This window comes from Bacillus inaquosorum KCTC 13429, from assembly GCF_000332645.1.
In the GTDB taxonomy this organism is placed as follows: domain Bacteria; phylum Bacillota; class Bacilli; order Bacillales; family Bacillaceae; genus Bacillus; species Bacillus inaquosorum.
Genome location: NZ_AMXN01000009.1, coordinates 57,301 through 82,841 on the forward strand (window position 1 = coordinate 57,301; position 25,541 = coordinate 82,841).

Consider the following 25,541-nt stretch of genomic DNA (forward strand, 5'->3'; position numbering starts at 1 on the left):
AAGCCCCCGGGAAAAGGGGGCTTTTTTTAATAGAGTTTCCAAACAACTTCTTTTGCTTGCTCAAAACGTTTTTCTGCCTCGCGCCAATCCACGACATTCCACCAATGTTCAACGTAGCTCGCCCGGTCATTTTTATATTGCAAATAGTAGGCATGTTCCCATACATCAAGCGGTAAAAGAGGGATCACATCCCATTGGCTGAAATGCTGGTGCTTTTCTGCCGTTAAAATCTCCAACCGTCCCGATCGAGGTGCCCAGACCAAAATGGCCCAGCCGACACCTTCTACTTTTTTAGCGGCCTGCGTGAAATGTTCTTTAAAAGCGGAATAGCTTCCAAATGAAAGATCAATCATTTGGAACAATGCGCCCGTAGGACGCCTTTTTCCGTTTGGATGCATTGAAAACCAGAAAATACTGTGCAAATAATGGCCTGCTCCATGGAATGCAAGCTCTCTTTCCCAATGAATGACCAAATCAAAATTCTTTGATGCTCTCGCTTTCTTAAGCTCTAATTCTGCTTTGTTCAGACCGTCAACATAGCTTTGATGATGCTTCGTATGATGAAGGACCATAATCTCGCGTGAAATATAAGGCTCTAAGGCGGAATATTTGTACGGAAGCTTTGGCAGCACATGTTTCCCTATAGGGACATAAGCGCGTCTTTCACTTGTATCATCTGATTCTGTAATATCCCGATAAAGGGCAGCAGCCTGATTATACCAATCTTCTTCTGTTGTTTGATCATCTTCTAGTGCTTCAATCATCTTGTCGATTTGATCTTCAAACTGATCAAGCTGTCCTCGTTTTTGAATCTGATCCTTCAGGGTTTCGCACCAATTGAACATCTCCGTTTGATAAGATTCACGTTTCATTTGCTGTCTCCTTTTCAATAGCATTCAAATACTTCCCGACAGCCAGCAAAGAGAATACATATGGATAGCTGTGATAGCGGATATAAAATTGCTTTGGCAATCCGATTCCTGCTGGATAGGCCAGACTATCGGCGCCATGAGAACTGCTGTCAGTAAGGTATTGCATACCTTTCACAATAGATGGGTGTTCGGGATTTTCGTAAGTGAGCAAAGCGTCTAAAGCCCAGGACGTTTGTACAATGGTTCCTCTATGCAGCGATACGTACGTTTTGATTTCGGCGCTTTTGCAGGATTCTCCCCAGCTGCCGTCATCAAGCTGTATGGACTTGAGCCAGCACAGGGCCTTTTGTATAGCAGGGTGCTTTCGGTTAACCCCGCAGGCATGCAAACCTGTTAGAGCAGCCCATGTGCCGTAAATGTAGCAAACCCCCCATCTCCCGTACCAAGACCCATTTTGTTCTTGATGTTCGAAAAGCCAGTTCACAGCGCGCTGAATATGTTGATGTTTCTCTGTAAAACCGGCTTTCTCGCCTAAAAAGTGCAACACACGTCCGGTGAGGTCGGCGGTTGAAGGGTCAACTGCCGCGTCCTCGGCGGATTCAAGCGGGAGAAGGCGGATCAGAGGATGGTTCACATTTTTTTCAAAAGCAGAAAATCCGCCGTCATTGTTTTGCATTGATAAAAGCCAAGACAATCCTCGCTCCCAAGCTGAAGGAGAATAACTGCGGGGTATCGCTTTTAATACGGCTGCAGTGTCATCACAGTCAGGGTTATTTGTATTGATGTTTGAAAATCCCCAGCCGCCGGGAGGTACGTCCGGATTTTTGACAGACCAATCTGCTATTTTGGTATGCTGTCGTTCTAGCAAAAAGGCGGATGCTTTTGTAATAGAGCTGTCTGTTTCGGCCACGCCGTTTTTTTGAAGGGCATAGCTGATCAGAGCAGTATCCCAAACAGTTGAAGTAGAGTTTTCAAGATAAGGAATCCGGCTGCACTCTGTCACTAGCGATTTGATGCCTTTAATTGCTCTCCTAATGATAGAAGAGTGGCGCGACACGCCAAGTGATAGAAGGCTGTAAACCATAAATATGGTTGCGCTCGCATAGCTGTATAATGTTCCGTCTTTTTCAATCCGGTCCAGCATATACGTTTTAGCTGTCTGTAAGCCCAGCTGCTGAAAAGCAAATGGTGCATGAAAAATGCGTTTCCAATGTGACAATATAGACGTGAGATCTCTTTCTTCAAAAGCATCGGATCGAAGCCAAGTGAAAGGGTTTTTTGTCATGTGCGGATCGAGATGATGAAGAGATGGAATATTGCGGTTTTTAAGAACAAATCGCTGATTGAGTGTTACAGCCATAGGAGCAAAATGAATTCGGGCATATGCGCTGAACTGATAGAAATGAACCGGTAATGTTGGGGGGAGCGCCATGAGTGATAATGGTAAATACAAAACAGGCCAAGGGTACAGCCCGTTCGCGGCAAGCATCCATTTTGTCATGAAATGAACATGTTTCAGGCCGCCATGTGAAATGATAAATTGTTCAGCCTTTCTCATGTGCGGGTCAGATCTGTGAAAACATCCTGAAGCCAGCATCCCGACATATCCTTGGACGGTAGCCGTTATATTTCCGCTCGTTTCATCGGGATAATTGATAAATGTGCCGTCGGACTGCTGTTTTTCGCGAATGCCCGCTGCCAGCGCTGATATCAGTTCTTTTTCATTCTCCCCATCATCAAGTGAGGTGAGGAGCAAAATAAAAAAGGAATTTGTCATGATTGGTCCTTCAAAGCAAAATGTCCACGAACCGTCAGCGTTTTGCCTGTCTCTTAACTCTGCAATGGTTTTCTTTTGATAACGCCTCACTTTCTCCTGAAGTGTGCCCATCACGCTCAACTCCTTCAGAAGCATATATATTCAGCGTTTTTTACCGCCATTACAGAAAGAAAAAAACTGCTGGCAGGCAGCAGTTTTTTTGACATGCATGTTAATCTTCGAGATTAATCCATACACTTTTGACTTCTGTGTAGTTATCTAAGGCATAGGATCCCATTTCTCTTCCGAGTCCCGACTGTTTATAACCGCCGAACGGAGACGCCGCGTCAAACACATTATAGCAGTTAACCCAGATGGTTCCCGCTTGAAGACGGTCCGCGATATAGTGGGCCTGCTTGACGTTCTCTGTCCATAGACCGGCCGCGAGTCCATATTCTGAATGATTTGCTCGTTCAATGACTTCATCGACTGTTTCGTACGGAATGGCAGTCAGCACCGGTCCGAAAATTTCTTCTTTTGCGATGGTCATCTCATCTTCAACATTCGCAAACACAGTCGGTGCGACAAAATATCCTTCTTCAAAAGGACAGCTTCCGCCAGTCACTGCTTTTGCTCCTTCATCTTTTCCTTTTTGAATATAGGAAAGAACGCGTTCGTGCTGTTCCTTGCTCACGAGAGGCCCGATTTGTGTATCTTTATGAAGGCCCGCTCCTTGGCGAAGTGATTCAGCATAGGACACCATCTCATTAACAACTTCATCGTATTGGTCTTTATGAATGAAAACGCGCGAGCCCGCACAGCAGACTTGGCCTTGGTTAAACATCACACCGTTTAAAGCGCCTGGGATCGCTTTTTTCAAATTGGCATCCGGCAGAAGAATATTAGGTGATTTTCCGCCCAGCTCCAATGTAACACGCTTAATGCTTTTCGCAGCGGTAGACATGATTTTCTTTCCGATTTCAGTGGAACCGGTAAAGGCAATTTTATCAACCGCTTCGTGGTTCGTCAGCGCTTCTCCCGCATCTTCACCGAATCCCGGAATGATATTGATTACACCGTCAGGGAAACCGGCTTGGTCAATTAATTCAGCTAAATAAAGAGCTGAAAGCGGCGTTTGTTCAGCGGGTTTGAGCACGATTGTACAGCCTGTTGCAAGAGCCGCACCCATTTTCCACATCGCCATCAGGAGGGGGAAATTCCATGGGATGATCTGGCCGACGACGCCGACAGGCTCATGGCGCGTATAATTAAAATAGGCGCCGGAAACTGGGATCGTCTGTCCTGTTATTTTTGTGCACCAGCCGGCGTAATAGCGCATATGCTCAATAGCCAGCGGAATATCTCCATTAGTCGTTTCATTTATCGGTTTACCGTTATCGAGTGTTTCAAGCTGAGCAAGCTCAGTTTTATGCTCTTCCATTAAGTCTGCCAGCTTATACATCAGTCTGCTTCTCGAAGCTGGAGACATTGTTCTCCATTCGCCTTGGTCAAAGGCTTTCCGGGCAGCTTTAACCGCTTTGTCCACATCCGCAGCCTGGGCTTCATACAGCGTCATCAAGGTTTCGCCGGTTGCCGGGTTGGGAGTATCAAAGGTTGCCCCTGAGGCACTCGGAACAAACTTTCCATCAATATAAAGCTTCTTTGTTCCCTGTAAAAATGTCTCCAGCCTTTTCGTCACTTGCATCGTTAAAGAACTCATCCGTAACAAACCTCCAGTCAATTTTTATGGTCTGTTTTGAGATTCTTGGTGATAGCACATTAATTCCTTGATTGAATAGCAGAAATAAGCTGTGTTATTTACAGTAAGAGTAAGCGTATACAAACATTCTATAATAGAAAACAAGGCAAAATCAATGAATAACCGATATTGCAATTTACAAAAGAAAAAAGCTACAATAAGCTTATAGATAAGTAAAGGAGATTTCATCATGATTCATAACAATTGGCTTGAAAAAGAAACAATCAAAAAGGTAAAATGTGTGCAGACAAACGCAAAAAAATATATCGTGAACCGCGTTTTAACTCCGGGAAAAGAATATGAAGTGAAAAATGAAACAGAGGAGTTTCTATTTGTGATCGACAATACGAATAAAGTCGGCGGCTATTATAAAGAATACTTCGAAGAGGTTTAATGCCTGAATATAGCCGAGGATATAAAAAACCGCAGCTGAGCTGCGGTTTTTTATGGTTAAAACAGGAAAAATAAAACAAAATCAATAAAAACTTTAAAACCTTTTTAAAAAATATTGCTGAATATTGAAACTTTTTTCTCTAAACGTGCGTATTACTTGATGACAACAGCTTAAAAGACGAAAAACAAATCAAAAATTTGAAAAATGTAATCTGTTCGTAATGGTTTAAATGTCTTCTATGTCGTATTCTTATATAGGGATAAAGGACTTATTTTTATGTAATGAATGATAAAACAAATAGATAAACGCAGAAAGAGGGGTTCTTCATTGGGTATTTTTTCTGTTAGCAGATCAACGGACGCAAAGAAGCTTGAAGCTTTGCTCGTTGAAGGGGAAAGAATAGAATCGATTTATAAGCTCCGGGTTGACCAAATTTGCTTTACAAATAAACGGATTATTTTCTTTGACAATAAAATGTTTTCTAAAAAGAAAGTTCGTGTATTTCTTCCATATAAAACAATTGAAAGCTTTGCGATCCAAGAAGCGGGCATGTTTGATCCAGACACTGGGCTTTTACTGATGACAAGAAGCAAAACCTTTGAATTAGAATTTGCAAAAGACACCGATTTAAGCGAAGTTCAAGCGGTGCTGACAAAGCATTTGTGCAGCTGAATATTTGACGAGCCAGCCGTTCAAAAAATGGTTAGGCTTTTTTTTATATAAATACAGAGCAATGCGCACATGCTCGTTCTGTTTACACGACTAAGAAGGACAAAATGCGCCTTAGAAATCCCACATTACAATCCGTTCAAAAAGACAGTAGCTCAACTTTCCATCAAAGTTCCCATGTTTGACAGAGGGCGAAACGGGAAACAGGATAGAAAGGAGAGGATACACATGTCACTGACAAAAGAACAAACACAGCATCTCTACCATAAATTGCTCGATATGCAAAAAGAATTATCTGACGAGAAAAAGGAAACAGAATCAATGACGGAAGAAGTGGGGGAGCTTTCAAATGGGGTTGACAACCACATGGCAGATCACGGAACGCTCGTCACAGACCGGATGACAGACCAAACGGTGAGAGAAATAGACCGGGAGCTGTTAGAGGAGGTCAACCATGCATTACAAAAGATGAAAGACGGAACTTACGGAGTGTGTGAAAAAACTGGCCAAGACATTCCCTACGAAAGGCTCGAAGCTGTTCCTTATGCAAGAATGACAGTTGAAGCTCAAGCTGATATGGAGGATGAATTAGAGACAGATGCTCCGTCATTTGAAAGAGAGTTTCATGAACAGGTAAAGGATCTATCCAATAAAGAAACAGTTGATCAAAAAAGCTCACAGACGTATGAGATTTTGGATCGTGAACAAGATTCAAAGTAAAAATGATAAGCAAGTACACCGATATTAGGTGTACTTGCTTTTTTTTGAAAAAAAATCTCATATTCAAAATAAAGTGATTGACTTCGAGTAAAAAAGAAAGTAACATACTATTTGTAAGTAAATATAAAAAGTTTACCGGGAGGAAATACAAATGTCTACAGTATTATTTGTAAAATCAAGCGACCGTACAGCTGAAGAAGGCGTTTCAACTAAACTTTACGAAACTTTCTTAGCTGCTTATAAAGAAAACAACCCTAATGATGAAGTGGTTGAATTAGATCTTCATAAAGAAAACCTTCCTTACCTTGGAAGAGATATGATTAACGGAACATTTAAAGCAGGCCAAGGAATGGAAATGACAGAAGAAGAGAAAAAACAAGCTGCAATTGCTGACAAATATCTGAATCAGTTTGTAAAAGCTGACAAAGTTGTTTTCGCATTCCCGCTTTGGAACTTCACAGTGCCGGCAGTGCTTCATACTTATATTGATTACCTGTCTCGCGCAGGCGTTACTTTCAAATACACACAAGAAGGACCAGTTGGTTTAATGGGTGGCAAAAAAGTTGTGCTTCTTAACGCTCGCGGCGGCGTTTATTCTGAAGGACCAATGGCTGCACTTGAAATGTCATTAAACTTCATGAAAACTGTTATTGGTTTCTGGGGTGTTCAAGACTTGCAAACAGTTGTCATCGAAGGACATAATGCAGCGCCTGATCAAGCACAAGACATCATTGAAAAAGGTTTACAAGAAGCAAAAGATCTTGCTGTAAAATTCTAATCAAGTCAAAACTCCTATCCATGCGATAGGAGTTTTTTGTATACATATTATATAGAAGAAAGTGATCATTCCTTTTCGCTATGATGGCTGTTTTTCTATTTTGATATATTTTTTGTTTGTCGAATTATCAGATATAATAGCGAAATAACAGTTTTAATGGCTGAAAAAAAGTTTTTCTAAACAATTGTTCTGACCCCTTGATAAAAAACGACTGATGATGTACTATATAAAAGAAGCTACTTTGTGCGTATTGTTAATTAAGTTTTAACCTTTAAGCTGTAATAGGGAGTTTTATATCGAAGCCGGAATGTCATGCCTCCATTGCAGAGGACGACAGGAACGTTTCTGCAAACACCCACTTTGAGGAGTGGTGGTTTAAAACTTTCTTACTTGCATACGGCAAGACGTAGCGAAAGCCATTTCCTTTTTGGAAATGGCTTTTTATTTTATCTAAAAAAGGTAGGTATAGTGAAAATTCAATTTCTGTGTGAAAGAAATGATGGCCGCTTTTTTATGATATGATGGGAGAAATTCAAGGAAAAGCGAGGTTTACACGTTATGTTACATAGAGCCCAATCCCTTCTGGCCCATTATTTCGGTTATGAAAAGCTCCGCATCGGCCAGGAGGAAGCGATCCGCTCGGTGACGGAAGAAAGGCAAAACACGGTCTGCATTATGCCGACGGGAGGAGGCAAATCGATTTGCTATCAAATCCCGGCACTGATGTTTGAAGGGACAACGATCGTCATTTCGCCTTTGATTTCCTTGATGAAGGATCAAGTAGATGCGTTGGAAGAAGCGGGGATTAACGCCGCCTACATTAACAGCACACAATCCAATCAGGAAATATATGAGAGGCTGAACGGGCTCAAAGAAGCGGCTTATAAGCTTTTTTACATTACACCGGAGCGATTAACGTCTACGGAGTTTATTCGGATTTTGCAGAGCATTGATGTTCCTTTGGTCGCAATAGACGAGGCGCACTGTATTTCTCAATGGGGCCACGATTTTAGGCCCAGCTACAGAAATATTGAAATTTTGTTCCGAGAATTACATGACAAACCTGTCATCATGGCATTAACAGCAACAGCAACACCCGAGGTTCATGAGGATATTTGCAAACAGCTGCATATTCAAAAAGAAAACACGGTATATACCGGATTTTCCCGTGATAATTTAACCTTTAAAGTAGCAAAAGGAGAAAATAAGGATCGTTTTATTGATGAATATGTGCAAAAGAACAAACATGAAGCTGGCATTGTCTATACAGCGACCAGAAAAGAAGCTGATCGGATTTATGAGAGATTGAAACGAAATCAGATCAGTGCAGGCCGGTATCACGGAGGCTTGGCTGATGATGTCAGAAAAGATCAGCAGGAAAGGTTTCTTAATGATGAGCTGCAAGTGATGGTGGCAACGTCTGCTTTTGGAATGGGCATTGATAAATCAAATATCAGATTTGTTCTGCATGCACAAATTCCGAAAGATATGGAAAGCTACTATCAAGAGGCTGGACGAGCTGGGCGGGACGGTCTTGACAGCGAATGTGTTCTCCTGTTTTCACCGCAGGATATTATGGTGCAGCGTTTTTTAATTGAACAATCAGAACATGAAGAGAAACAAAAGCAGGATTTAAAAAAGCTGAGACAAATGGTCGACTATTGTCACACGGAAGATTGTCTGCAGCGTTTTATCCTTATGTATTTCGGAGAAAAGGAGCCTGATGCGTGCGGACAGTGCGGAAACTGCACTGATACAAGGACGGCCCATGATGTGACACGGGAGGCGCAAATGGTCTTATCTTGTATCATTCGCATGAAAGAACGGTTTGGCAAGACGATGGTTGCCCAGGTGCTCGCCGGCTCTAAAAATAAAAAAGTTCTTGAAAATGGCTTTTCCGACCTCTCAACATACGGGATATTAAAACACCAATCAGTAGGGGAAATCAGTGATTTTATTGAATTTCTTATTTCTGACGATTTCATCAGGATGTCAGACGGAACATTTCCGACTCTTTTTGTCAGCAGTAAAGGAAGGAATGTGCTGAAAGGAGAATTATCAGTAACGAGAAAAGAAGCATTAAAAGCGGTTGCGATTACTGAAAATGACGAGTTGTTTGAACGATTGCGCATGGTTCGCAAAGAAATTGCGGCAGAGCAGGGGGTTCCGCCTTTTGTCGTTTTTTCTGACCAAACGTTAAAAGAAATGTCAGGCAAACAGCCAGCAAATGATGAGGAACTTTTGTCTATAAAAGGCGTCGGAGAACAAAAAAGAGCAAAATACGGCCGGCTTTTTTTACAAGAAATACAAGCTTATGCAGGGATGACAGACTAAAAAAAAAGAAAATCAACCTTTTTTTCTATAAAAAACACATTTTATTTTCTCTTTTTTGGTTCAAATCAAAAAGACTTGCGAAGCCTATTATATCAAGGGTTCAGCAAGTCTTTCCAACACAGAGAAATCCTTCATGTAAAGGAACTGTAATCTAAATCATATCTTTTTGTTATTGATTTGACATTTACGTGTGTTACGATATCACCTGTTAGCCGCCAATAAAAAGCTAACAAGGGAGGATTTACTTATGAAGAAGACGATTATGTCCTTTGTAGCAGTTGCTGCACTTTCAACAACTGCATTCGGAGCTCACGCTTCTGCAAAAGAAATCACGGTGCAAAAGGGTGATACGCTCTGGGGAATCTCTCAGAAAAACGGAGTGAACCTAAAGGACCTAAAAGAATGGAACAAGTTAACTTCTGATAAAATCTTTGCAGGAGAAAAACTGACCATTTCTTCAGAAGAAACAACCACTTCTGGGCAATATACAATTAAAGCGGGAGATACGCTTTCTAAGATTGCTCAAAAATTCGGTACGACAGTCAACAACCTGAAAGTTTGGAATAACCTAAGCTCTGATATGATCTATGCTGGATCTACACTTTCAGTAAAAGGTCAGGCAACAGCAGCAAACACAGTTACTGAGAATGCGCAAACAAGCGCACCTCAAACTGCACCAAAACAAGAGGCTGTGCAAAAAGAGCAACCTAAACAAGAAGCTGTACAACAGCAACCTAAACAAGAAACAAAGGCTGAGGCAGAAACTTCTGTTAACACAGAAGAGAAGGCTGTTCAATCAAATACAAATAATCAAGAAGCTTCAAAAGAACTAACAGTTACTGCTACTGCTTACACTGCTAACGACGGCGGCATTTCCGGCGTTACGGCAACAGGCATCGACTTAAATAAGAACCCGAACGCGAAAGTCATCGCGGTTGATCCTAATGTGATTCCACTAGGTTCTAAAGTCTATGTTGAAGGCTATGGTGAAGCAACAGCAGCAGACACTGGCGGCGCTATTAAAGGAAATAAAATCGACGTATTTGTACCAAATAAAAGTGATGCATCTAATTGGGGCGTCAAAACTGTAAATGTAAAAATCTTAAACTAATCATATAGATTGTGAGAAAAGACGCGAGCTTTTGGCTTGTGTCTTTTTTCGTTCTGTTTAGAGATGTTTATATCATATGCTGATAAAAGAAAAGTGGTCCCGATGTTTTCACGTGTAATAAATAGGTTTTATTGGAGGAAGGACTAAGCTCAACTGACGGCTTTCCATACTGAAAAACTCAATTCAATTGATATCAGCAATTCGGAAGGTGTGCAGTGGCCGACGATTATAGGGCTATTAGTCAATTTATAGGGCTGGTAACCAAGCGATCGTTCTGCAGGCATTAGGAGCGAAAAAAATTTAGCTGAAGGACAAAAGGGCGCTCTTTTAGAGGGTTTCTTTAAACTCATCGGCGCTTTTAGTTACTCGTCCCCGGAGTGCTTGCCTTTCAATTTATGGGGCTGAATTGAGAACGCTGACAGTGTATAGTCTCCGCCGATTGCCGATTTATTGCCATAATGTATTCGCCGCGATATTAAGCTATTACCATGAGCATGTTTACTCTGGACACATACAACTCGGTATATGTAACATGCAGATGAACTTGTCTCATCAAAACAGGGCGGCTTTTCGTTGCAGTTCTTGGGATTGTATCGATAGGATTGCACTATACGCCCACAAGGGCTATACAGCTATGTTCAAGAGATATACGGCTTTTAAAAGTGCCGATATTAGCAGCAGTCGTCATCGGTTTCTTAAAAACAATATTGTTTTATACGGCTTATCAAAAATCTATTTAGAACACATTTATTTTCTATACATCCTTGCCGTACTTTTTCCATTTTCAGTGGCTGTTAGCTTCTGACAGAATATAAACTCGATCACAATCCGCAAGAGAATCTAACACCTTGAAACACGTAAAGCTGGGGTTACAAAAAGGATCTTGGCATCAGCCAAGATCCTTTTTATTTAAACCAGCCTTTTTCCTTTGACCGAGTAATGGCTTCAATTCGGTTTTTCACTTCAAGCTTTTCCAGAATCATTGAGATATAATTTCGCACCGTCCCGCTTTTGATGCTGAGTTCCTGAGCGATTTCTTTTGTGTTTTTACCGTCAGCCACAAGTTCAAGCACTTCTTTTTCCCTATCTGTAAGAGGGTTAGCTTCGCTGTACATGTCCTCCATCAGCTCAGGTGCATAGATGCGTTTTCCGTTCATGACGCTTCGAATGGCGCTTGCGAGTTCTTCGCTCGGACTGTCTTTTAACAAATAGCCTTTAACGCCTGCTTTAATGGCTCTCTGAAAGTAGCCAGGTCTGGCAAAGGTGGTTAAGATAATAATTTTGCAGCCTGTATCCTTTAACTCCTCAGCAGCTTCAAGTCCTGTTTTTCCGGGCATTTCAATGTCCATAATGCATACATCAGGCTCATGTTTTTTGACAAAATCAACAGCATCTTGACCGGTTGAACCTTTGCCTACGACTTCCATATCGTCTTCTAAGTTTAGAAGTGATCCTAAAGCGCCCAGCAGCATTTGCTGATCTTCCGCAATAAATATACTAATCATGTAAGTCATCCTTTTTGTTTATTTTGAGTTATTAGGAATTGCCATGGTAAGCCGGGTGCCGTTTTTAGTATCGATGTGAAGGCTCCCGTTTGCAAATTCAAGCCGTTCTCTCATACCGAGTAAGCCATGACCTTTTGAATAGAATTTTTCTTCTCCTTGGAATGTTCCATCGTCAGACACTGTAATGACAACTTCCTTCCATAGCTGCTGAATGTCAACTCGGCAAGTTTTAGCCTGACTGTGTTTGACGACATTTGTGACAGCTTCCTTTAAGCACATGCTCAAAATGTTTTCATTAAGCAATGAGATATTTTCAGGCCATTTCTCTTCTTCATAGATAAACGTAATGTCAGCTGCTTCGAGAATTTGTTTGATGTTGATCAGTTCATCCTTGAGCCGGATGCCTTTCATAGAGGATACGATCTTTCTTACTTCATTTAAAGAAGTTCTCGCTGTTTGCTGTACACTTTTCAGTTCACGTGCTGCTTGTTCAGGATCTTTGTATATCAATTTTCTTGCCAAGTCGCTTTTTAAACCAATAAGAGAAAGCTTTTGCCCAAGTGTATCGTGGAGGTCGCGGGCAATTCGCTGCCGCTCTTCTAATTTCACCAACTCGGCAATCCGTTCATTTGCATCCTCGAGTTTTTCTTCCAGTCGTTCGCGCTCCTTGCGGATTCTTATACTAAAGGGCAATAAAATCGCGCTGATGAGAGTAATAACGACGAAAGGAATTTGAGTCAGAAAGAATTCCTTTTTTAATACGAGGCTGAAATTAGTTGCGACGGCTGCGCTTATTAAATGGACGTAATATAAAATATGAAAGGGAACGCGGTCCTTTATGTTTCCAATAAAATACGCGATAAAAAAAGCAAAATAAATATAACTGAACAGCGTAATAGAGGCAGTTGAAATGCCAATTAACAAAAACGCCCACAAATAAATGGCCCAGCCTTTAGAGACAAAAGCAAACCGATATACCGAAAAAAATAAAAGCGTCAAAATGATGCCGACGATAATAACAAACATAGAAGATGATTTAAATATAAAGTAGAAGGGCAGGATGAAAAATATCGTCCATATATAAGGCGTGATCCCGCTTAGTTTTTGAAATGTAAAATGCTTTTTAAACATAATATTACCTCATTTTCTGCTTTTCATCTTACATGTAACTTTACCATTGCGAAAGCCAGAATGCACCCTCGAACAATAAAAAGGAAGCCTTCTTGTGTATAAGAGAAGACCTCCTTCATTGTCAGGCGTTCTTCCGCAGCTTCTGTTTTTCTGTTGAATCAGGCGGAAGGCTGAAAGGTATATGTTTGATATCCCGAAATGACACAAATTGTTTTTTATCTTCATCCCAAAGGCGGAATGCAAGTGATTGCAGGCTTGTTTTTAAGGTGATTGTCGGTACATTTTTTAATGGTTCGTGATGTTCATGAGCAACTTCAAGCTTATAATTAGGCACTTTTGGACTTAAATGATGAACGTGGTGGTAACCGATATTGCCTGTCAGCCATTGAAGCAGTTTCGGAAGTTTATAAAACGAACTGCCTTCCACAGCAGCCTGAACGTAGCTCCAGTTTTCATCTGCTTCAAAATAAGAATCTTCAAATGTATGCTGAACATAAAACAGCCACACACCGATTGAACCTGAGATCAGAAAAATTGGGCCTTGCACCAGCAAAAACGATTGCCAGCCAAAGATCAGACAGCAAGCAGCAGCCAACGCCGCAATGGCCAGATTCGTAAGGTATGTGTTTACACGCTCCTTACGTCTTGCACCTTTTTTGTTAAAACGGTTGGTGATTAGAAAAACATAAATCGGTCCGAGAATAAACATGATAAACGGATTTCTATAAAGTCTGTAAGCAAGCTTTGTTCGTCTGGATGCAGCTTTATATTCGTTTACTGTTAACATCCAGATGTCACCCGTTCCGCGTTTATCCAGGTTGCTGCTTGTTGCGTGATGAATCGAATGGCTGTGCTGCCATTGAAGATACGGGAATAAAGTCAGAACACCTGTCAGAAAACCGAGAATATGGTTATAGCGCTTTTGTTTGAAAAATGATTGATGGCAGCAGTCATGGAAGATGATAAAAATTCTTGTCAAAAATCCTGCGGCAATTACTGTTAATGCTAACGTAAGGAGATAGGAGACGTTGAGGCTGAAATAAGCCAGAAACCACAATCCGAAGAAAGGAATAAACGTGTTCAAAAGCTGAATCAGGCTGTTTTTTGTTTCGGGCTTAGCAAAAGCGGCGACTTGCTTTGTAAGCTGTTTTTGTTTATGTGCAATGGTTTGTTCGGTCATAGTAAGTATCCTCTCATTGTGTGTCTCAGTTCAGTATACGCGAATGAGAGAAGTCCTTTGTAGTAGCACACATCATGCATGATATATGACATTTGTCATGTCCTCGTGCGGCTGCATAAATGTTTACGCTGAAAAAGCTTGTAAAAAAGAAATTTACAAGCTGATTAATGTTTATCGATCCATATTCGTGATGTACCCGAAACAGCTTCAATCCTGCATGTTCCTCCTATAGGAAACGTGGCAATTGGTGAGGTGTGTCCGGCATTTATATTTGCGATGATTGGGAGGCCGGATAATTCTTTTTTTGTTCCAATCATGGCTTTCACAAGATCTATTGATACGTTTGATGCTTTCTGAAATCTGCCGATCATAATTGCCTTAACATTTGAGAAGGAGGGAAGATGGATGAGTGATTGCAGATCGCGGTCAAACATGTGGATGTCTGACATATAATCATCTTCAATCAATAAAATGGTATGTTCTGTTTCAGGAAAATACTCCGTACCCTGCAGCAAATTAAGTGTGCAAAGGTTTCCGCCAATCAAAGTGCCTTCTGCATAACCCTCTTGGATTACAATAGGGCCGTTATTAGGATAAAATTGCCTGTTTTCTTGATCCAAAAACCAGCGGTCATCGCTCCACTCGCTTGAAGGGTGAATCTCAAACGGATCGTCCGAAGCGCAGCAAGAAAGAAAATACTCTTTTGTATAATCGAGCCCTTTTTTCATTGCAAATGTTGAAAAGTGGGGACCTGAATAAGTAACAAGGCCCGTTTTTTGATAAATGGCGTTGCAAAGAGCCGTTATATCGGAATAGCCGCACAGAATTTTTGGATGCTGTTTGATTTTCTCGTAATCAAGATAACGCAGCAGCTGATTTGAATTGAAGCCGCCGAGTGTCGTTAAAATTGCTTTAACACCTGGGTCGAAAAAGGCAGCGTGCAGATCATGAACTCTTGACTCAATAGAGGATGAATCAAATTCGTTACATTCATTTGCGTGTTCAGCGATGGTTACCCGATAACCTAAGCGTTCTAACGCCGTTTTTGCTTGAATTTTTGCTTCATTTGATAATATAGACATGCTGGTCGCGGGAGACACGATCCGGATTTCGTCTCCCTTTTTCAGTTTTGAGGCGTACATAGAATCCTCCATCAATGGTTTTACACCATTACAGCACAACTTGGCTCATTCTTCCAGACTTTTTTTACAAATCAACCCACTTAATGCTGCCTGATTGTGTATCATGATCAACGCATACTTTGAATTGATGTTTTTCATAAAAATGAATCAGTCGGTCTACATGATTCCAGTCCCGCTTGGCAATGTCGCCGGTGACTTTCGGAATATTGTGGTCTCTGGCGATATCTTTTAAATATTTCATGCAAATGGAACCAAACCCGTGATTCGGAGGGCCTTTTATGTCGCCGATATGAATGACATCGTCCTTGTAAGACGCTACAAGTGAAAAACAGCCTTTTCCTCTATAAGCCGTTTTACAATCGGTAAGCATAATTTTGCATGTTTGGCCATCATCAATCGAGGAAACAATCATCCACTCATCATGTTTCGATTGATCAATACCAAGCACTTTGGCATCTTTAGATAGATCCTTCATATTCTCCTGCATGCGGTAAATTTGAAATTCTAAATCATTTAGTTCTTCTTCAAGTTCTTGGCGATTTTTTTCTTCAGCAGTAAACAAGATCAAACTCCTTTCAAAATCAGCTTAGAAACACAATTATCAATTGTATTAGATGAGAAGGGCATTGTAAACAACAAATCCATTATTACTAGAATTTAGCGCAAAGTAAGGTTTGACCGTTTTTAAGAGAGGAAAAAGAAAACTAACCTGTGAAAAAGGAGGAATCGGAATGGCGATTGATTCATTGATTAAGAAATTACAGTATGTCCGATTGGAGCCGCCGGATAAAATTCTCTCCCTATATCTCAATACAGACATGAGGGATCCAGATCAGCAGGGGGGAGAATGGAAAATTGCCTTAAAGTCGGGATTCGGCAGATTGAAAGAGTATTTGGCAGCAAGTGATCCAGAGGAAGAGAAGTGTCTGGATGGAATCAGAACGAAAATTGACCAATACCTCAATGAAATGGGAAAAGACATGCCCCGCAGTCTCGTATTTTTTGTTTCTGACAGCGGCATATGGGAACCAATTAAACTTCAAATCCCTGTAGAAACAAGATTTTACTGGGAAGAAACAGCTGTTCTGGATCAGCTGAAGGATCTGCGCCAAACGTACCCAAGTACGGCGTTTATTTTAACTCAGCAGCATGAAGTGAAAATTATTGAAACCATTTTAGGTAAAATTGAGGAGGTGGAGCATTATGAGTATGATATCATCAATGAGTCTTGGGAGAATTGCCATTCCTCTGTAAACAAAGCGGCACCATTTGAAGAGAACCAAATGAGGGAACATGTAACGGAGAATCAAACGAGACTGTATAAGCGTCTGGCTGCCAATCTTGATCAAAAAGCTGCCACAAAAAGATGGGAACGAATGGTCATCGCCGGTGATAAAGAAACGGCCGATATCTTGGATCAGCATATGAATAAACCGATTCATTCAAAAATCCAAAAGAACCTGCTGAATGAAAATGAATATAAGGTCGTTGAGCATTTGATCAAAGAGGCATAAATCTAACAGGGCCGGGGCTGAAAGCCGCCGGCCTTTGAAGTGTGTCTAATTTCTGACGAAGCAATCGAAAACGTTGACATCTTCTTTGAATTTGCATACGATTTGGATAGCCAGTACAAATTAGGAGAGGTCATCAAATGAATCAAACAGAAAATAAACCGAAAAATTATACGGGGATTGTCCTTACGCTGACAGTTCTGATTAACGGTTTAATCGCAGTGCTGTTTTTTATGCCTAAATTAGATCAGTTCAGCCATGCGAATATTCACATTTTGCCAATGCTGAATGCGATATTCAACAGCTTTACATTTATCTTCTTATTGGCCGCGCTGATTATGATTAAACAGAAAAATATCAAAGCTCATAAACGCTTTATTTTAGCCGCTTTCACAACAACATTACTATTTTTGATTTGCTATGTTACTTACCATTCGATTGCGGAGAATACGCTTTATGGCGGAGAAGGTATCATGCGCCCGATTTACTTCTTTATTTTAATTACACATATCTGCCTTTCTGCAATCATTGTGCCGCTTGCACTGTTTACGCTGATCAGAGGCTTCAGCATGCAGGTGGAGCGCCATAAAAAAATTGCCAGATGGACAATGCCTCTATGGCTGTATGTAAGTCTTACAGGCGTTATTGTATATCTGATGATATCACCGTATTATTAAAAGCCATACTGAGTATGGCTTTTTTTGAGCTTGTAAACATGACAAAAGCCCAAATCAGTTTTTGGGCTTTTGTCAGTAAATTGATAGACTCCTATTCATGAGCCTTTGATTCCATGGTTTCAAGTGTTGCAACCTGCAAAGATTCTTCAACAGTTTTTGTTTTTTCTTTTACTTTTTCTGCATACGTGTAATCACCGTAGCAATACGGATAGCGGAAATTATTTGCATTTCCCCCGCAAGTATACAGCTCGGGATTTTTTTTGACTTGCTGCTCGGAGTATTGTTTTGCCAATTCCTCAGTATGCGTTCCTCCATGTTCAGCTACAAAATCAATATAACCTGCCCCCATGTTGTAGCTTTGAATTATTGTATCCAAATCTACACCTTTTTCCTTACCGGTCTTGTACATGAGGGTAAATTGCTTGATGCCTTGTTTAACACTGAGTTGAGGGTCTGTTATCTCATTGCGTTTTAACCCCAGAGATTCAGAGGACTGCATGGGATCATTGCCTTTTCCTTTTGACTCCTGATACATCATGCCAAGTATGAGTGATGTATAATTAGAGAGTCCTTGGTTTTCAAGCTCGTCTTCCACCAGCGGTTTATAATCGGTTAAACGTTCCAAAACAATCGTTTTTGTATCGATCGGAAGTTTTTTGATTAAATCCCGGTTGAAAAAAAGCAAGACCAATAAAAAAGAGGCGATGACAAAGACAAAAATCATCATAAAACCCGCAGCAGCGAAACAGCCTTTTCTCTTTTTCTTCACTGTGTTTCACCCTCAATGTTTGGAGCAGTATGACCTTTTTATTATGACACAGAACGGTATATCAGACCAAGTAAAAACCTGATTTGAAACATAAATTTAAACTATGAGATTGAATTGGAACACGAGCAAGCTGGTTTGCACTCAAGCACATTTGTTATAAGATAAAACTATGAATAAAGAAAGGTGATACATATGACTGAATTTAGAGAAACGGAACGGGCGGCTGCTGATCTGGACGAGGAGACGCTGTTTCTCGTCGCGCAAACATTCAAAGCGCTTTCTGATCCTACCAGAATCAGAATTCTCCATTTATTATCCCAGGGTGAACATGCTGTAAACGGAATTGCAGAAAAGCTGAATTTACTGCAATCCACAGTTTCCCACCAGCTTAGATTCTTAAAAAATCTCCGGCTTGTAAAATCGCGCAGAGAAGGAACATCTATTTATTACTCTCCGGAGGATGAACACGTTTTAGATGTTCTCCAGCAAATGATCCATCATACACAACACGATTAAAAAAGACACCCTTGCTCAATCGCTGCTAGCGGGCAAGGATGTCTTTTTCTTTATCGTGTCCGTTCTGATCGAGTTCGTTTCTGCTGAGTTTGATGACAAAAGAAGAAAACCCGATATAATAAACGGCTATCAGAAAAAAGACGCCAATTGTCAGAGGATCAGTTCCGATTGACTGACTGTAAGAGCCAAGGCTGTTTAGATCAGGCGAGGTAAGATAAAGCTCTGTCACTCGATACAGAAATCTTGATAAAAACAAGGTTAAGAGTATCACTTCTACCCAAATATGAGTCCGAAAATAGATTTTTCCTCTGCGTTTTTCAAAGGAGATGTTTTTCTTAGCGAAAAAGACAAGGAGCCATCCGCCAAGAATGCCCAAAATGAGAGATCCATATAAAAAAGGGTGAGTGATGCTGAAGACCGAAAGACCAAAAGCAAACAGCGAGAAAAGAATCATACGGGTGAACAGCCAGTGAGGTTTCAGCGGCTGATATCCGATGGACCTTTTAATTTTTTTATACAGAAAAAAGATAATAATCATGGCAGGATAAACGCTCTGAAGTGTAAGATGCATGATGTGAAATCCCCTCCGTTGAGAAGTGTATGCTTATCCGGTTCGAAATAGTAGTTGAAATCAAATACTGAACATAAAAAAGAAGGGGAAACCCCTGCTTTCATAACATATGCGAGGTGTCTTTGGGCCGCATAATAGATATGCCCAAGCTTTATAAAAATGTTATGATTGAATTTGTTGGAAATGAAAAGAAGAAAAGGTGCACAGAATGAAACTGGAACGTTTGTTAGCGATTGTTGTGTTATTAATCAGCAAAAAACAAGTGCAGGCTGCTGAACTTGCTGAGCTATTTGAAGTATCCGTCAGAACAATTTACCGTGATATTGATACGATCAATAGAGCTGGTATTCCGATTGTGACCTCACAGGGCGCCGGGGGCGGAATTGGCATTATGGAAACGTATCGGCTTGAGAGAGAGTGGCTGAAAGAGGAGGAGCTGTTTGCGATTGCGTCCGCTTTGCAGAGTGTCTCTTCCATGTGTGAACCTGCTTCTCACAGCACAGCTTATCAAAAAATTAAGCACCTCATACCGGAGCAATCTGCTGAAGCATTTAAGCATCAAACAGAAAAATGGTTTATTGACATGACGGCTTGGGGCCATACTGAGGATCAAAAGGCACTTCGTGAGAAAATCAGTGCCGCCATCGATCAATTGTCAACGATATCATTTACATATACGAACGCAAGCGGGGAAACACTTCTTCGTGAAACAGAACCCTACACATTGGTTTGCAAGGCAGGGCGCTGGTATTTATACGCCTATTGTCTGGTTAGAAACGATTTTCGCTTTTTTAAACTTAACCGGATGAAAGATATGGCCATTTTACAAAATTCCTTTATCAGAAAAGACATTCAGCTGGATACCTTGCCGTGGGATAGGAATTGGTACGAAAAGGACCGTTTAACTGAACTGGTTATTCTTGTTCAGCAGCCAGCACGTCAGCGCATACGTGAATGGTTCGGATCTGAGGTTCTTCATTGTGATGAAGATGAAAACTGCCGGGCAGTGATTTCTCTTCCAGAAGATCAATGGCTGATCGGTTTTTTGCTGCAGTTCGGAAAGGATATTGAGGTTTTGGAACCTCTTCATATACGGGATAAAGTAAAAGATACCATTCATCAAATGCAAAAAGTATATGAAACCTGACACACTGCTGTCAGGTTTCTTTTTTTATAATCTAGGTAAAAAGGAGGGAACATATGAGTTTTTCACATATAACAGACTTAAAACAGAAACGGTTTGCCGGACTATCACAGCGGACAAGCAACGCATTGGAAATGACAGAAGAAAGGCGGATCCCGGCCCTATGGGATCAATTCTGGCAGCAGGATATGAGGATTCTTTTCTCACAGGCTGAAAAAGATCAAAGCATTATCGCCTTATATTCCAATTACGAACAGGAGACGAATGGGTTTTACACATTTTCAGTCGGAGCGTTTCAGGAGGACAGCGGGACTCTTCCGGAACCGTATGAAAACATTGATTTGCCGGCTTCCGCTTATGCCGTTTTCACTTCCAGAATCGGCCCTATTGAAGAGATTGTGTATGAAACGTGGAAGGAAATTTGGACTTGGGATAAGCGTCATCTGCGTACATTTACAGGCGACTTTGAGATGTATGATCAAAGTGCAGCAGTACCTCAACGGGCGCAAGTTAATATATATGTCGCCATAAAAAATTGAAAAACTCTTGAAAAACTAATGGTGTTAGTTATAATGAAACTAATGCCATTAGTTTTTTGTTAGGGGGAATAAAAAGATGAGAGTTACCCAGAATCAAACGGTTTGGCAGCTGACTTTTTTTCCAGTTTTGTTTCCGGTCAATTGCTATTTAGTAGAGGAAGAAAACGAAGTCACCCTTATTGATGCCGCAATTCCAGGCAGCTATAAAGGAATTATTCAAGCTGTAAATCAGCTAGGAAAACCGCTTCAGCATATTTTACTGACCCATGCACATGGGGATCATGTCGGATCACTGGATACATTGACACAAGCGTTTCCTCATGCAAAGGTGATGATCTCAGAACGGGATTCTTTTCTGCTGCAAGGTGATACATCCTTGCGTCATGATGAGCCGCAGACACCTATAAAAGGAGGTATTCCGAAACACGTGCAAACAAAGCCTCACCAGCTGCTGACGGGCGGTGAAACAATTGGTTCTCTGCTTGCAATTCCAACACCGGGCCATACACCGGGCAGCATGTCATTTCTTGATACAAGAAACGGCATTATAATAGCAGGAGATGCCTTTCAATCACGCGGAGGAATCGCTGTATCAGGACAGGTAAAATGGACGTTTCCTTTTCCTGCCTTCGCCACATGGAATAAGGAGAAGGCCATCAAAAGCGCACAATTGCTCGCCGACAAGGCGCCTTCCTGTCTCGCTGTCGGACATGGGAATTTTCTGAGATCACCCTCAGAGCGGATGCGACAGGCGATACAAAAAGCAAAGAAAGGATGATAGCATGTCACCCAGAATAGGATTGAACCAAAAAATGATTGTAGACGCGGCAGCGGAGATTGCCGATCAGGAAGGCTTGAATAGTGTCACGCTTGCCGCACTGTCTAAAAAAATGAATGTTCGCCCTCCATCGCTGTATAATCATGTCAACGGGCTGCAAGCGGTCAGAACAGAGCTTGCTGTCAGCGGGCTGACAAAGCTTTTTGATCAAATGGCAGCCTCTGTAACCGAACAAAAGGGAGATGCCGCTCTGCTTTCTTTAGCTCATGCATATGTTGATTTTGCAGTTGAAAATCCCGGATATTATGAGGCGGCTTTGCTTAAGATTCAGGACAAAAGAGCGGAAATCGTGTCGGACCAAATTGTCCAGCTTGTGACGAATCTGCTCATTGAAAATAGATATGCATGCGAAAAGACTGCCATTCACGCGACAAGGGGGCTCAGAAGTTTGCTTCATGGCTTTACTGCTTTAATCGCAAAAGAAGCATTTGAACGTGAAGAGGATATTTTAGAAAGTCTGTCATTTTCAATTCGGACGTTTTTGTCAGGATTATCGATTAACAATAAAAATATTATGTAAACTAATAAAAAGATGTCTTATATTTCTGAATATTGTATAATGTATTGGTAGTATACATAGGGGAGAGACATTATGCTATGGATGATATTCATAAAATTGAGCAGTTAGCGGCAGCTTCATGGCCGTCTTATATTCAGAAAAGCATGGGACAATGGCTTCTCAGAGCCAACTTTGGCGTAACCAAAAGGGCGAACAGCGTATGGACTTCTGCGGATATGCCTGAAGGAGATTTCCAGCAAGAGGTCGAGCATTTTTATAAAAGCTTAGGCTTGCCTGTTTGTTTTCATATCAGTAATGCATCTCCGAAAGGGCTTGATGGCGCATTGGCAGACAGCGGATATGAAAAGGCAGATGAATGTTTTCAAATGACTGCATTGTGCCGGGACATTATGAACCGTACAGAAGACAATCGCCGATTGACATACAAGTGGGAACAGGTACCGTCGTCTGTTTGGATTGATAATTTTATAAGATTAGAAGGATTTTCGCCGAAGCGGCATCAAGGCTATTCAAACATTTTCAAACGCATGCCGCCGTGTAAAACCTTTTTCACGATGTATGACCAAGGGAGCCTGACAGCGGTTGGAACGGCTTCTGTCATTGATGGCTATGGAGGACTCAGTAACATCGTTGTAGCCAAGAAGCATAGAGGGAAAGGGGCAGGAACTCAAGTAATCAGGGTGTTGACTGAATGGGCAATCAGCAACGGAGCGAAGCACATGTATCTGCAAGTGTTGAAAGAAAACCTTGCGGCAGTTTCTTTATATGAAAAAATCGGATTTTCACCTATATCGGAACACCATTACCGGATCAAAAAATGACCAAAGGAAGGGGCTTGCTGATGGACTCGCTTCAAGAGATTATTTGCGAAAAACGGACATATACACGACTTTATCATTCACATAAGCACGCGTACAGCCAATTTCTTTTTCCGCTTGAAGGGAGTATTGATCTTGAGACGGAGGGGCGCGAGGTGACATTAAAGCCGGATCGGTTTTTATATATTCCGGCTGAGTGCGAGCATCGTTTCCGTTCAATCGGGAGAAATGAATGTCTTGTACTGGATGTTCCGCTATATGCGTTGAAAATTGATAAATTTCATGCAGGGTCGGGAATTGAAGCCTCACTTGATCCTTTCTGGTCTTCGATCAGGTACTTATTGACGGAGGAAGCAAAGGCCGGTACAGCAAACTCGCTGCATATGCTTGTTCAATACATAAAAGAAAAGCTGCAATCCCATACCTACGACTCAATTGCCTACATTCACAGCCATTTATCTGAGCGGCTGACGATTAAGAAGCTGGCAGAAATCGAGCATTACCACCCAGCCTACTATTCAAGCTGGTTCAAGAAGCAGACCGGGAAGTCTCCGCAGAGCTATATTGCCAATCTTCGTCTCGAGGAAGCGAAACGAATGCTGATAGAGAAAAAGGAAACCCTTACTAACGTGAGCGAGGCGCTGGGCTTTCAAAATCTATCTTCATTTACAAGATGGTTCACGAAAAGTACAGGCATGCCGCCCCGGCTATATCGAAATACCTTATATTCGGATAAAAAATGATGGTCCTTTGGTTAAACAAACCTCATACACCTCTTTTATAATAGGAGAAAAAGGAGTTATTGATATGGCAGTCATTGAAGATTTTGAGAAATTGGATATCAGAACAGGCACTATTGTAAAAGCGGAGGAATTTCCTGAAGCAAGAGTCCCGGCGATTAAGCTTGTGATTGATTTTGGAGCAGAAATCGGCATGAAACAATCAAGCGCGCAAATCACGAAGCGTTATCAGCCGCAAGATCTCATCAACAAGCAAATTATAGCAGTCGTCAACTTTCCGCCGCGCCGGATCGCCGGATTTAAATCGGAAGTGCTGGTCCTTGGCGGCATTCCCGGCCAGGGCGACGTCGTCCTATTGCAGCCGGGGCAGCCTGTCCCAAACGGCACAAAAATCGGATAACACAAAAAAGACGTTTGCCTTAGGCAAACGTCTTTGCGTATTGAGGCGATGCACCACACGCCACATTCGTGTGTGCCGCAAAGGGCATGTACATCGGCTTACACAATTCAGCTCATCGCTATATGAATATAGCATGGCGGCTGAAGGAATGCAAGGGTAACTTTTTAATTGTGAGTAAATCTGTCTAATCGTGTCGAATATAATCAAAAATTTACAATGTTTACTGTATTATTGTTTAATTGTATGACAAATATTACATTACTCCTTGTCATCAACAACACTGAATGTGACCCATACTGTGACCTGGGTGTGACCTAGAACACCGTATTGTGAATGTAAATAAATGCTGTTAAATCAATAAAAACGTACTAAATAATAAGGTGAATACAGGGGAGTAGTGTGACCTGGATTTCTAATTCAGGTCTTTTTTATGCACAAAAAATGCCTATGATCTCTACATAGGCATTAAATATTATTATCAATATCTTCATTTATTTTTTGGCTAAGTTTCTGAACCTTCTTTTTAACATTTGAAACAGCTCTTTTTTGAATCTCATCAAAGTTCTCTTGAATATAGTCCATGACACTTCTTATTAAAACTTCACTTTCAAAATTGAATATCTCATTTATTTCTGACTGTTCTTCATCTGTTAGGTGATGATATTGAAGTTGTTTAGCATTTACTTCAGCAGCAACATCAATCCTAACTTTAGTTGTTCTAGTAATAGGTACTGTCCATCCGAATCCTCTAATTACCTCTTTGGAAATTTCGTCATCTTTAATATTAAGAAATGATCTAATTTCTGGATCTGTATCTGGAATGTCTAATACTTCAAATATTATTTTAACTGTAGCTATACTATTTGCTCTTTTACCAAACTTTCCATTCTCTATATTAGAGATTGTAGCCTGACTTACACCAACCATGTTGGCAAGTTCTGTAGTAGAGAAGCGTTTAACCATTTTTCTATGAGTTTTTATTAAGTTAGCGATTTTTTGAATCACTTGTTCACTCATCATATTGTTCCTCCGGTATTAACTATTTGCTCTCATAATAACATAAATAATAAGTTATTAAAATAAAATGAATAAATTATAAATTATAAGATAAAATATATTGATTAATAATTTTGATTAGATTATACTT

27 protein-coding genes and 1 other RNA gene are annotated in these 25,541 nt (G+C 41.0%); 17 read left to right on the forward strand and 11 right to left on the reverse strand.

Annotated features, from left to right (window positions below):
• Nucleotides 1–26: 26 nt before the first annotated feature.
• From BSI_RS02575 to dhaS, 3 genes are all read right to left on the reverse strand, one after another.
• A complete protein-coding gene (locus BSI_RS02575) occupies nucleotides 27–872 on the reverse strand; it encodes a superoxide dismutase (protein ID WP_003241649.1) in 846 nt (281 codons plus the stop codon).
• Nucleotides 862–2,760 carry a terpene cyclase/mutase family protein gene (locus BSI_RS02570; protein ID WP_003241651.1) on the reverse strand — a complete coding sequence of 633 codons (1,899 nt, stop codon included), beginning with the start codon at nucleotides 2,758–2,760 and terminating at the stop codon, nucleotides 862–864. Before BSI_RS02570 ends, BSI_RS02575 begins: the two co-directional genes overlap by 11 nt.
• 100 nt (nucleotides 2,761–2,860) lie before the next feature.
• Nucleotides 2,861–4,348, reverse strand: coding sequence for an aldehyde dehydrogenase DhaS (gene dhaS / locus BSI_RS02565; RefSeq protein WP_003241654.1), 1,488 nt, complete (start codon nucleotides 4,346–4,348; stop codon nucleotides 2,861–2,863).
• A gap of 229 nt (nucleotides 4,349–4,577) precedes the next feature.
• Here dhaS and BSI_RS02560 point away from each other — a divergent pair, with 229 nt between their 5' ends.
• The 7 genes from BSI_RS02560 (at nucleotide 4,578) to BSI_RS02535 (ending at nucleotide 10,393) form a co-directional block, all read left to right on the forward strand.
• The gene (locus BSI_RS02560; RefSeq protein ID WP_003241656.1) at nucleotides 4,578–4,781 is read left to right on the forward strand and encodes a DUF6501 family protein; all 204 of its coding nucleotides are present in this window, start codon (nucleotides 4,578–4,580) and stop codon (nucleotides 4,779–4,781) included.
• A gap of 327 nt (nucleotides 4,782–5,108) precedes the next feature.
• Nucleotides 5,109–5,453 (forward strand): PH domain-containing protein, encoded by a 345-nt coding sequence (locus tag BSI_RS02555; protein WP_003220141.1) that lies wholly within the window; start codon nucleotides 5,109–5,111, stop codon nucleotides 5,451–5,453.
• Nucleotides 5,454–5,678: 225 nt separating this feature from the next.
• Nucleotides 5,679–6,170: a TraR/DksA family transcriptional regulator gene (locus BSI_RS02550; protein ID WP_003241659.1), complete on the forward strand. Its 492-nt coding sequence runs from the start codon at nucleotides 5,679–5,681 to the stop codon at nucleotides 6,168–6,170.
• Between the two features lie 151 nt (nucleotides 6,171–6,321).
• On the forward strand, nucleotides 6,322–6,948 hold the full coding sequence (gene azoJ, locus BSI_RS02545) for an FMN-dependent NADH-azoreductase AzoJ (RefSeq protein WP_003241662.1): 627 nt from the start codon (nucleotides 6,322–6,324) through the stop codon (nucleotides 6,946–6,948).
• Nucleotides 6,949–7,178: 230 nt separating this feature from the next.
• Nucleotides 7,179–7,365: non-coding RNA, 6S RNA (gene ssrS, locus BSI_RS22315), on the forward strand.
• Between the two features lie 141 nt (nucleotides 7,366–7,506).
• Nucleotides 7,507–9,282 carry a DNA helicase RecQ gene (gene recQ, locus BSI_RS02540; RefSeq protein ID WP_003241665.1) on the forward strand — a complete coding sequence of 592 codons (1,776 nt, stop codon included), beginning with the start codon at nucleotides 7,507–7,509 and terminating at the stop codon, nucleotides 9,280–9,282.
• 247 nt (nucleotides 9,283–9,529) lie between these two features.
• Complete coding sequence (locus tag BSI_RS02535; RefSeq protein WP_003241667.1) at nucleotides 9,530–10,393, forward strand: LysM peptidoglycan-binding and 3D domain-containing protein; 864 nt, start codon at nucleotides 9,530–9,532, stop codon at nucleotides 10,391–10,393.
• 905 nt (nucleotides 10,394–11,298) lie between these two features.
• On the opposite strand, the gene desR is transcribed toward BSI_RS02535, so the two are convergent.
• The 5 genes from desR to BSI_RS02510 form a co-directional block, all read right to left on the reverse strand.
• Entirely contained in the window at nucleotides 11,299–11,898 is a 600-nt protein-coding gene (gene desR / locus BSI_RS02530; RefSeq protein ID WP_003241669.1) for a two-component system response regulator DesR, read from the reverse strand.
• An 18-nt stretch (nucleotides 11,899–11,916) separates the two neighbouring features.
• Nucleotides 11,917–13,029, reverse strand: a complete 1,113-nt coding sequence (gene desK, locus BSI_RS02525) for a two-component sensor histidine kinase DesK (RefSeq protein ID WP_003241670.1) — start codon at nucleotides 13,027–13,029, stop codon at nucleotides 11,917–11,919.
• A 121-nt stretch (nucleotides 13,030–13,150) separates the two neighbouring features.
• On the reverse strand, nucleotides 13,151–14,209 hold the full coding sequence (gene desA / locus BSI_RS02520) for a Delta(5) desaturase DesA (protein WP_003241672.1): 1,059 nt from the start codon (nucleotides 14,207–14,209) through the stop codon (nucleotides 13,151–13,153).
• 164 nt (nucleotides 14,210–14,373) lie between these two features.
• A complete protein-coding gene (locus tag BSI_RS02515) occupies nucleotides 14,374–15,351 on the reverse strand; it encodes a S66 family peptidase (RefSeq protein WP_003241674.1) in 978 nt (325 codons plus the stop codon).
• Between the two features lie 64 nt (nucleotides 15,352–15,415).
• A complete protein-coding gene (locus tag BSI_RS02510; RefSeq protein ID WP_003241676.1) occupies nucleotides 15,416–15,913 on the reverse strand; it encodes an N-acetyltransferase in 498 nt (165 codons plus the stop codon).
• Nucleotides 15,914–16,082: 169 nt separating this feature from the next.
• Here BSI_RS02510 and BSI_RS02505 point away from each other — a divergent pair, with 169 nt between their 5' ends.
• The gene (locus tag BSI_RS02505; protein WP_003241677.1) at nucleotides 16,083–16,865 is read left to right on the forward strand and encodes a VLRF1 family aeRF1-type release factor; all 783 of its coding nucleotides are present in this window, start codon (nucleotides 16,083–16,085) and stop codon (nucleotides 16,863–16,865) included.
• 137 nt (nucleotides 16,866–17,002) lie between these two features.
• Complete coding sequence (locus tag BSI_RS02500) at nucleotides 17,003–17,539, forward strand: DUF420 domain-containing protein (protein ID WP_003231280.1); 537 nt, start codon at nucleotides 17,003–17,005, stop codon at nucleotides 17,537–17,539.
• A gap of 91 nt (nucleotides 17,540–17,630) precedes the next feature.
• Here the strand turns inward: BSI_RS02500 and BSI_RS02495 are convergent, their stop codons facing one another.
• Entirely contained in the window at nucleotides 17,631–18,308 is a 678-nt protein-coding gene (locus BSI_RS02495; protein ID WP_003241679.1) for a lysozyme family protein, read from the reverse strand.
• A gap of 192 nt (nucleotides 18,309–18,500) precedes the next feature.
• Here BSI_RS02495 and czrA point away from each other — a divergent pair, with 192 nt between their 5' ends.
• The gene (gene czrA / locus BSI_RS02490) at nucleotides 18,501–18,824 is read left to right on the forward strand and encodes a Zn(II)-responsive metalloregulatory transcriptional repressor CzrA (protein WP_003241680.1); all 324 of its coding nucleotides are present in this window, start codon (nucleotides 18,501–18,503) and stop codon (nucleotides 18,822–18,824) included.
• Nucleotides 18,825–18,849: 25 nt separating this feature from the next.
• On the opposite strand, the gene csk22 is transcribed toward czrA, so the two are convergent.
• Nucleotides 18,850–19,395, reverse strand: a complete 546-nt coding sequence (gene csk22, locus BSI_RS02485) for a mother cell-specific sporulation protein Csk22 (protein WP_003241682.1) — start codon at nucleotides 19,393–19,395, stop codon at nucleotides 18,850–18,852.
• A 208-nt stretch (nucleotides 19,396–19,603) separates the two neighbouring features.
• On the opposite strand from csk22, the gene BSI_RS02480 reads away from it, so the two are divergent.
• From BSI_RS02480 to csaA, 7 genes are all read left to right on the forward strand, one after another.
• Nucleotides 19,604–20,542, forward strand: coding sequence for a helix-turn-helix transcriptional regulator (locus tag BSI_RS02480; RefSeq protein WP_003241686.1), 939 nt, complete (start codon nucleotides 19,604–19,606; stop codon nucleotides 20,540–20,542).
• A gap of 53 nt (nucleotides 20,543–20,595) precedes the next feature.
• Entirely contained in the window at nucleotides 20,596–21,078 is a 483-nt protein-coding gene (locus tag BSI_RS02475) for a GyrI-like domain-containing protein (RefSeq protein ID WP_003241688.1), read from the forward strand.
• Between the two features lie 76 nt (nucleotides 21,079–21,154).
• On the forward strand, nucleotides 21,155–21,856 hold the full coding sequence (locus BSI_RS02470) for an MBL fold metallo-hydrolase (protein WP_003241690.1): 702 nt from the start codon (nucleotides 21,155–21,157) through the stop codon (nucleotides 21,854–21,856).
• Between the two features lie 4 nt (nucleotides 21,857–21,860).
• A complete protein-coding gene (locus BSI_RS02465) occupies nucleotides 21,861–22,436 on the forward strand; it encodes a TetR/AcrR family transcriptional regulator (protein WP_032732299.1) in 576 nt (191 codons plus the stop codon).
• A 77-nt stretch (nucleotides 22,437–22,513) separates the two neighbouring features.
• On the forward strand, nucleotides 22,514–23,257 hold the full coding sequence (locus tag BSI_RS02460; RefSeq protein WP_003241695.1) for a GNAT family N-acetyltransferase: 744 nt from the start codon (nucleotides 22,514–22,516) through the stop codon (nucleotides 23,255–23,257).
• A 14-nt stretch (nucleotides 23,258–23,271) separates the two neighbouring features.
• On the forward strand, nucleotides 23,272–23,997 hold the full coding sequence (locus BSI_RS02455; RefSeq protein ID WP_080030907.1) for an AraC family transcriptional regulator: 726 nt from the start codon (nucleotides 23,272–23,274) through the stop codon (nucleotides 23,995–23,997).
• Nucleotides 23,998–24,061: 64 nt separating this feature from the next.
• Nucleotides 24,062–24,394 carry a chaperone CsaA gene (gene csaA, locus BSI_RS02450; protein ID WP_003241699.1) on the forward strand — a complete coding sequence of 111 codons (333 nt, stop codon included), beginning with the start codon at nucleotides 24,062–24,064 and terminating at the stop codon, nucleotides 24,392–24,394.
• Between the two features lie 465 nt (nucleotides 24,395–24,859).
• On the opposite strand, the gene BSI_RS02445 is transcribed toward csaA, so the two are convergent.
• Nucleotides 24,860–25,414, reverse strand: coding sequence for a helix-turn-helix domain-containing protein (locus BSI_RS02445; RefSeq protein ID WP_003241701.1), 555 nt, complete (start codon nucleotides 25,412–25,414; stop codon nucleotides 24,860–24,862).
• Nucleotides 25,415–25,541 lie beyond the last annotated feature (127 nt).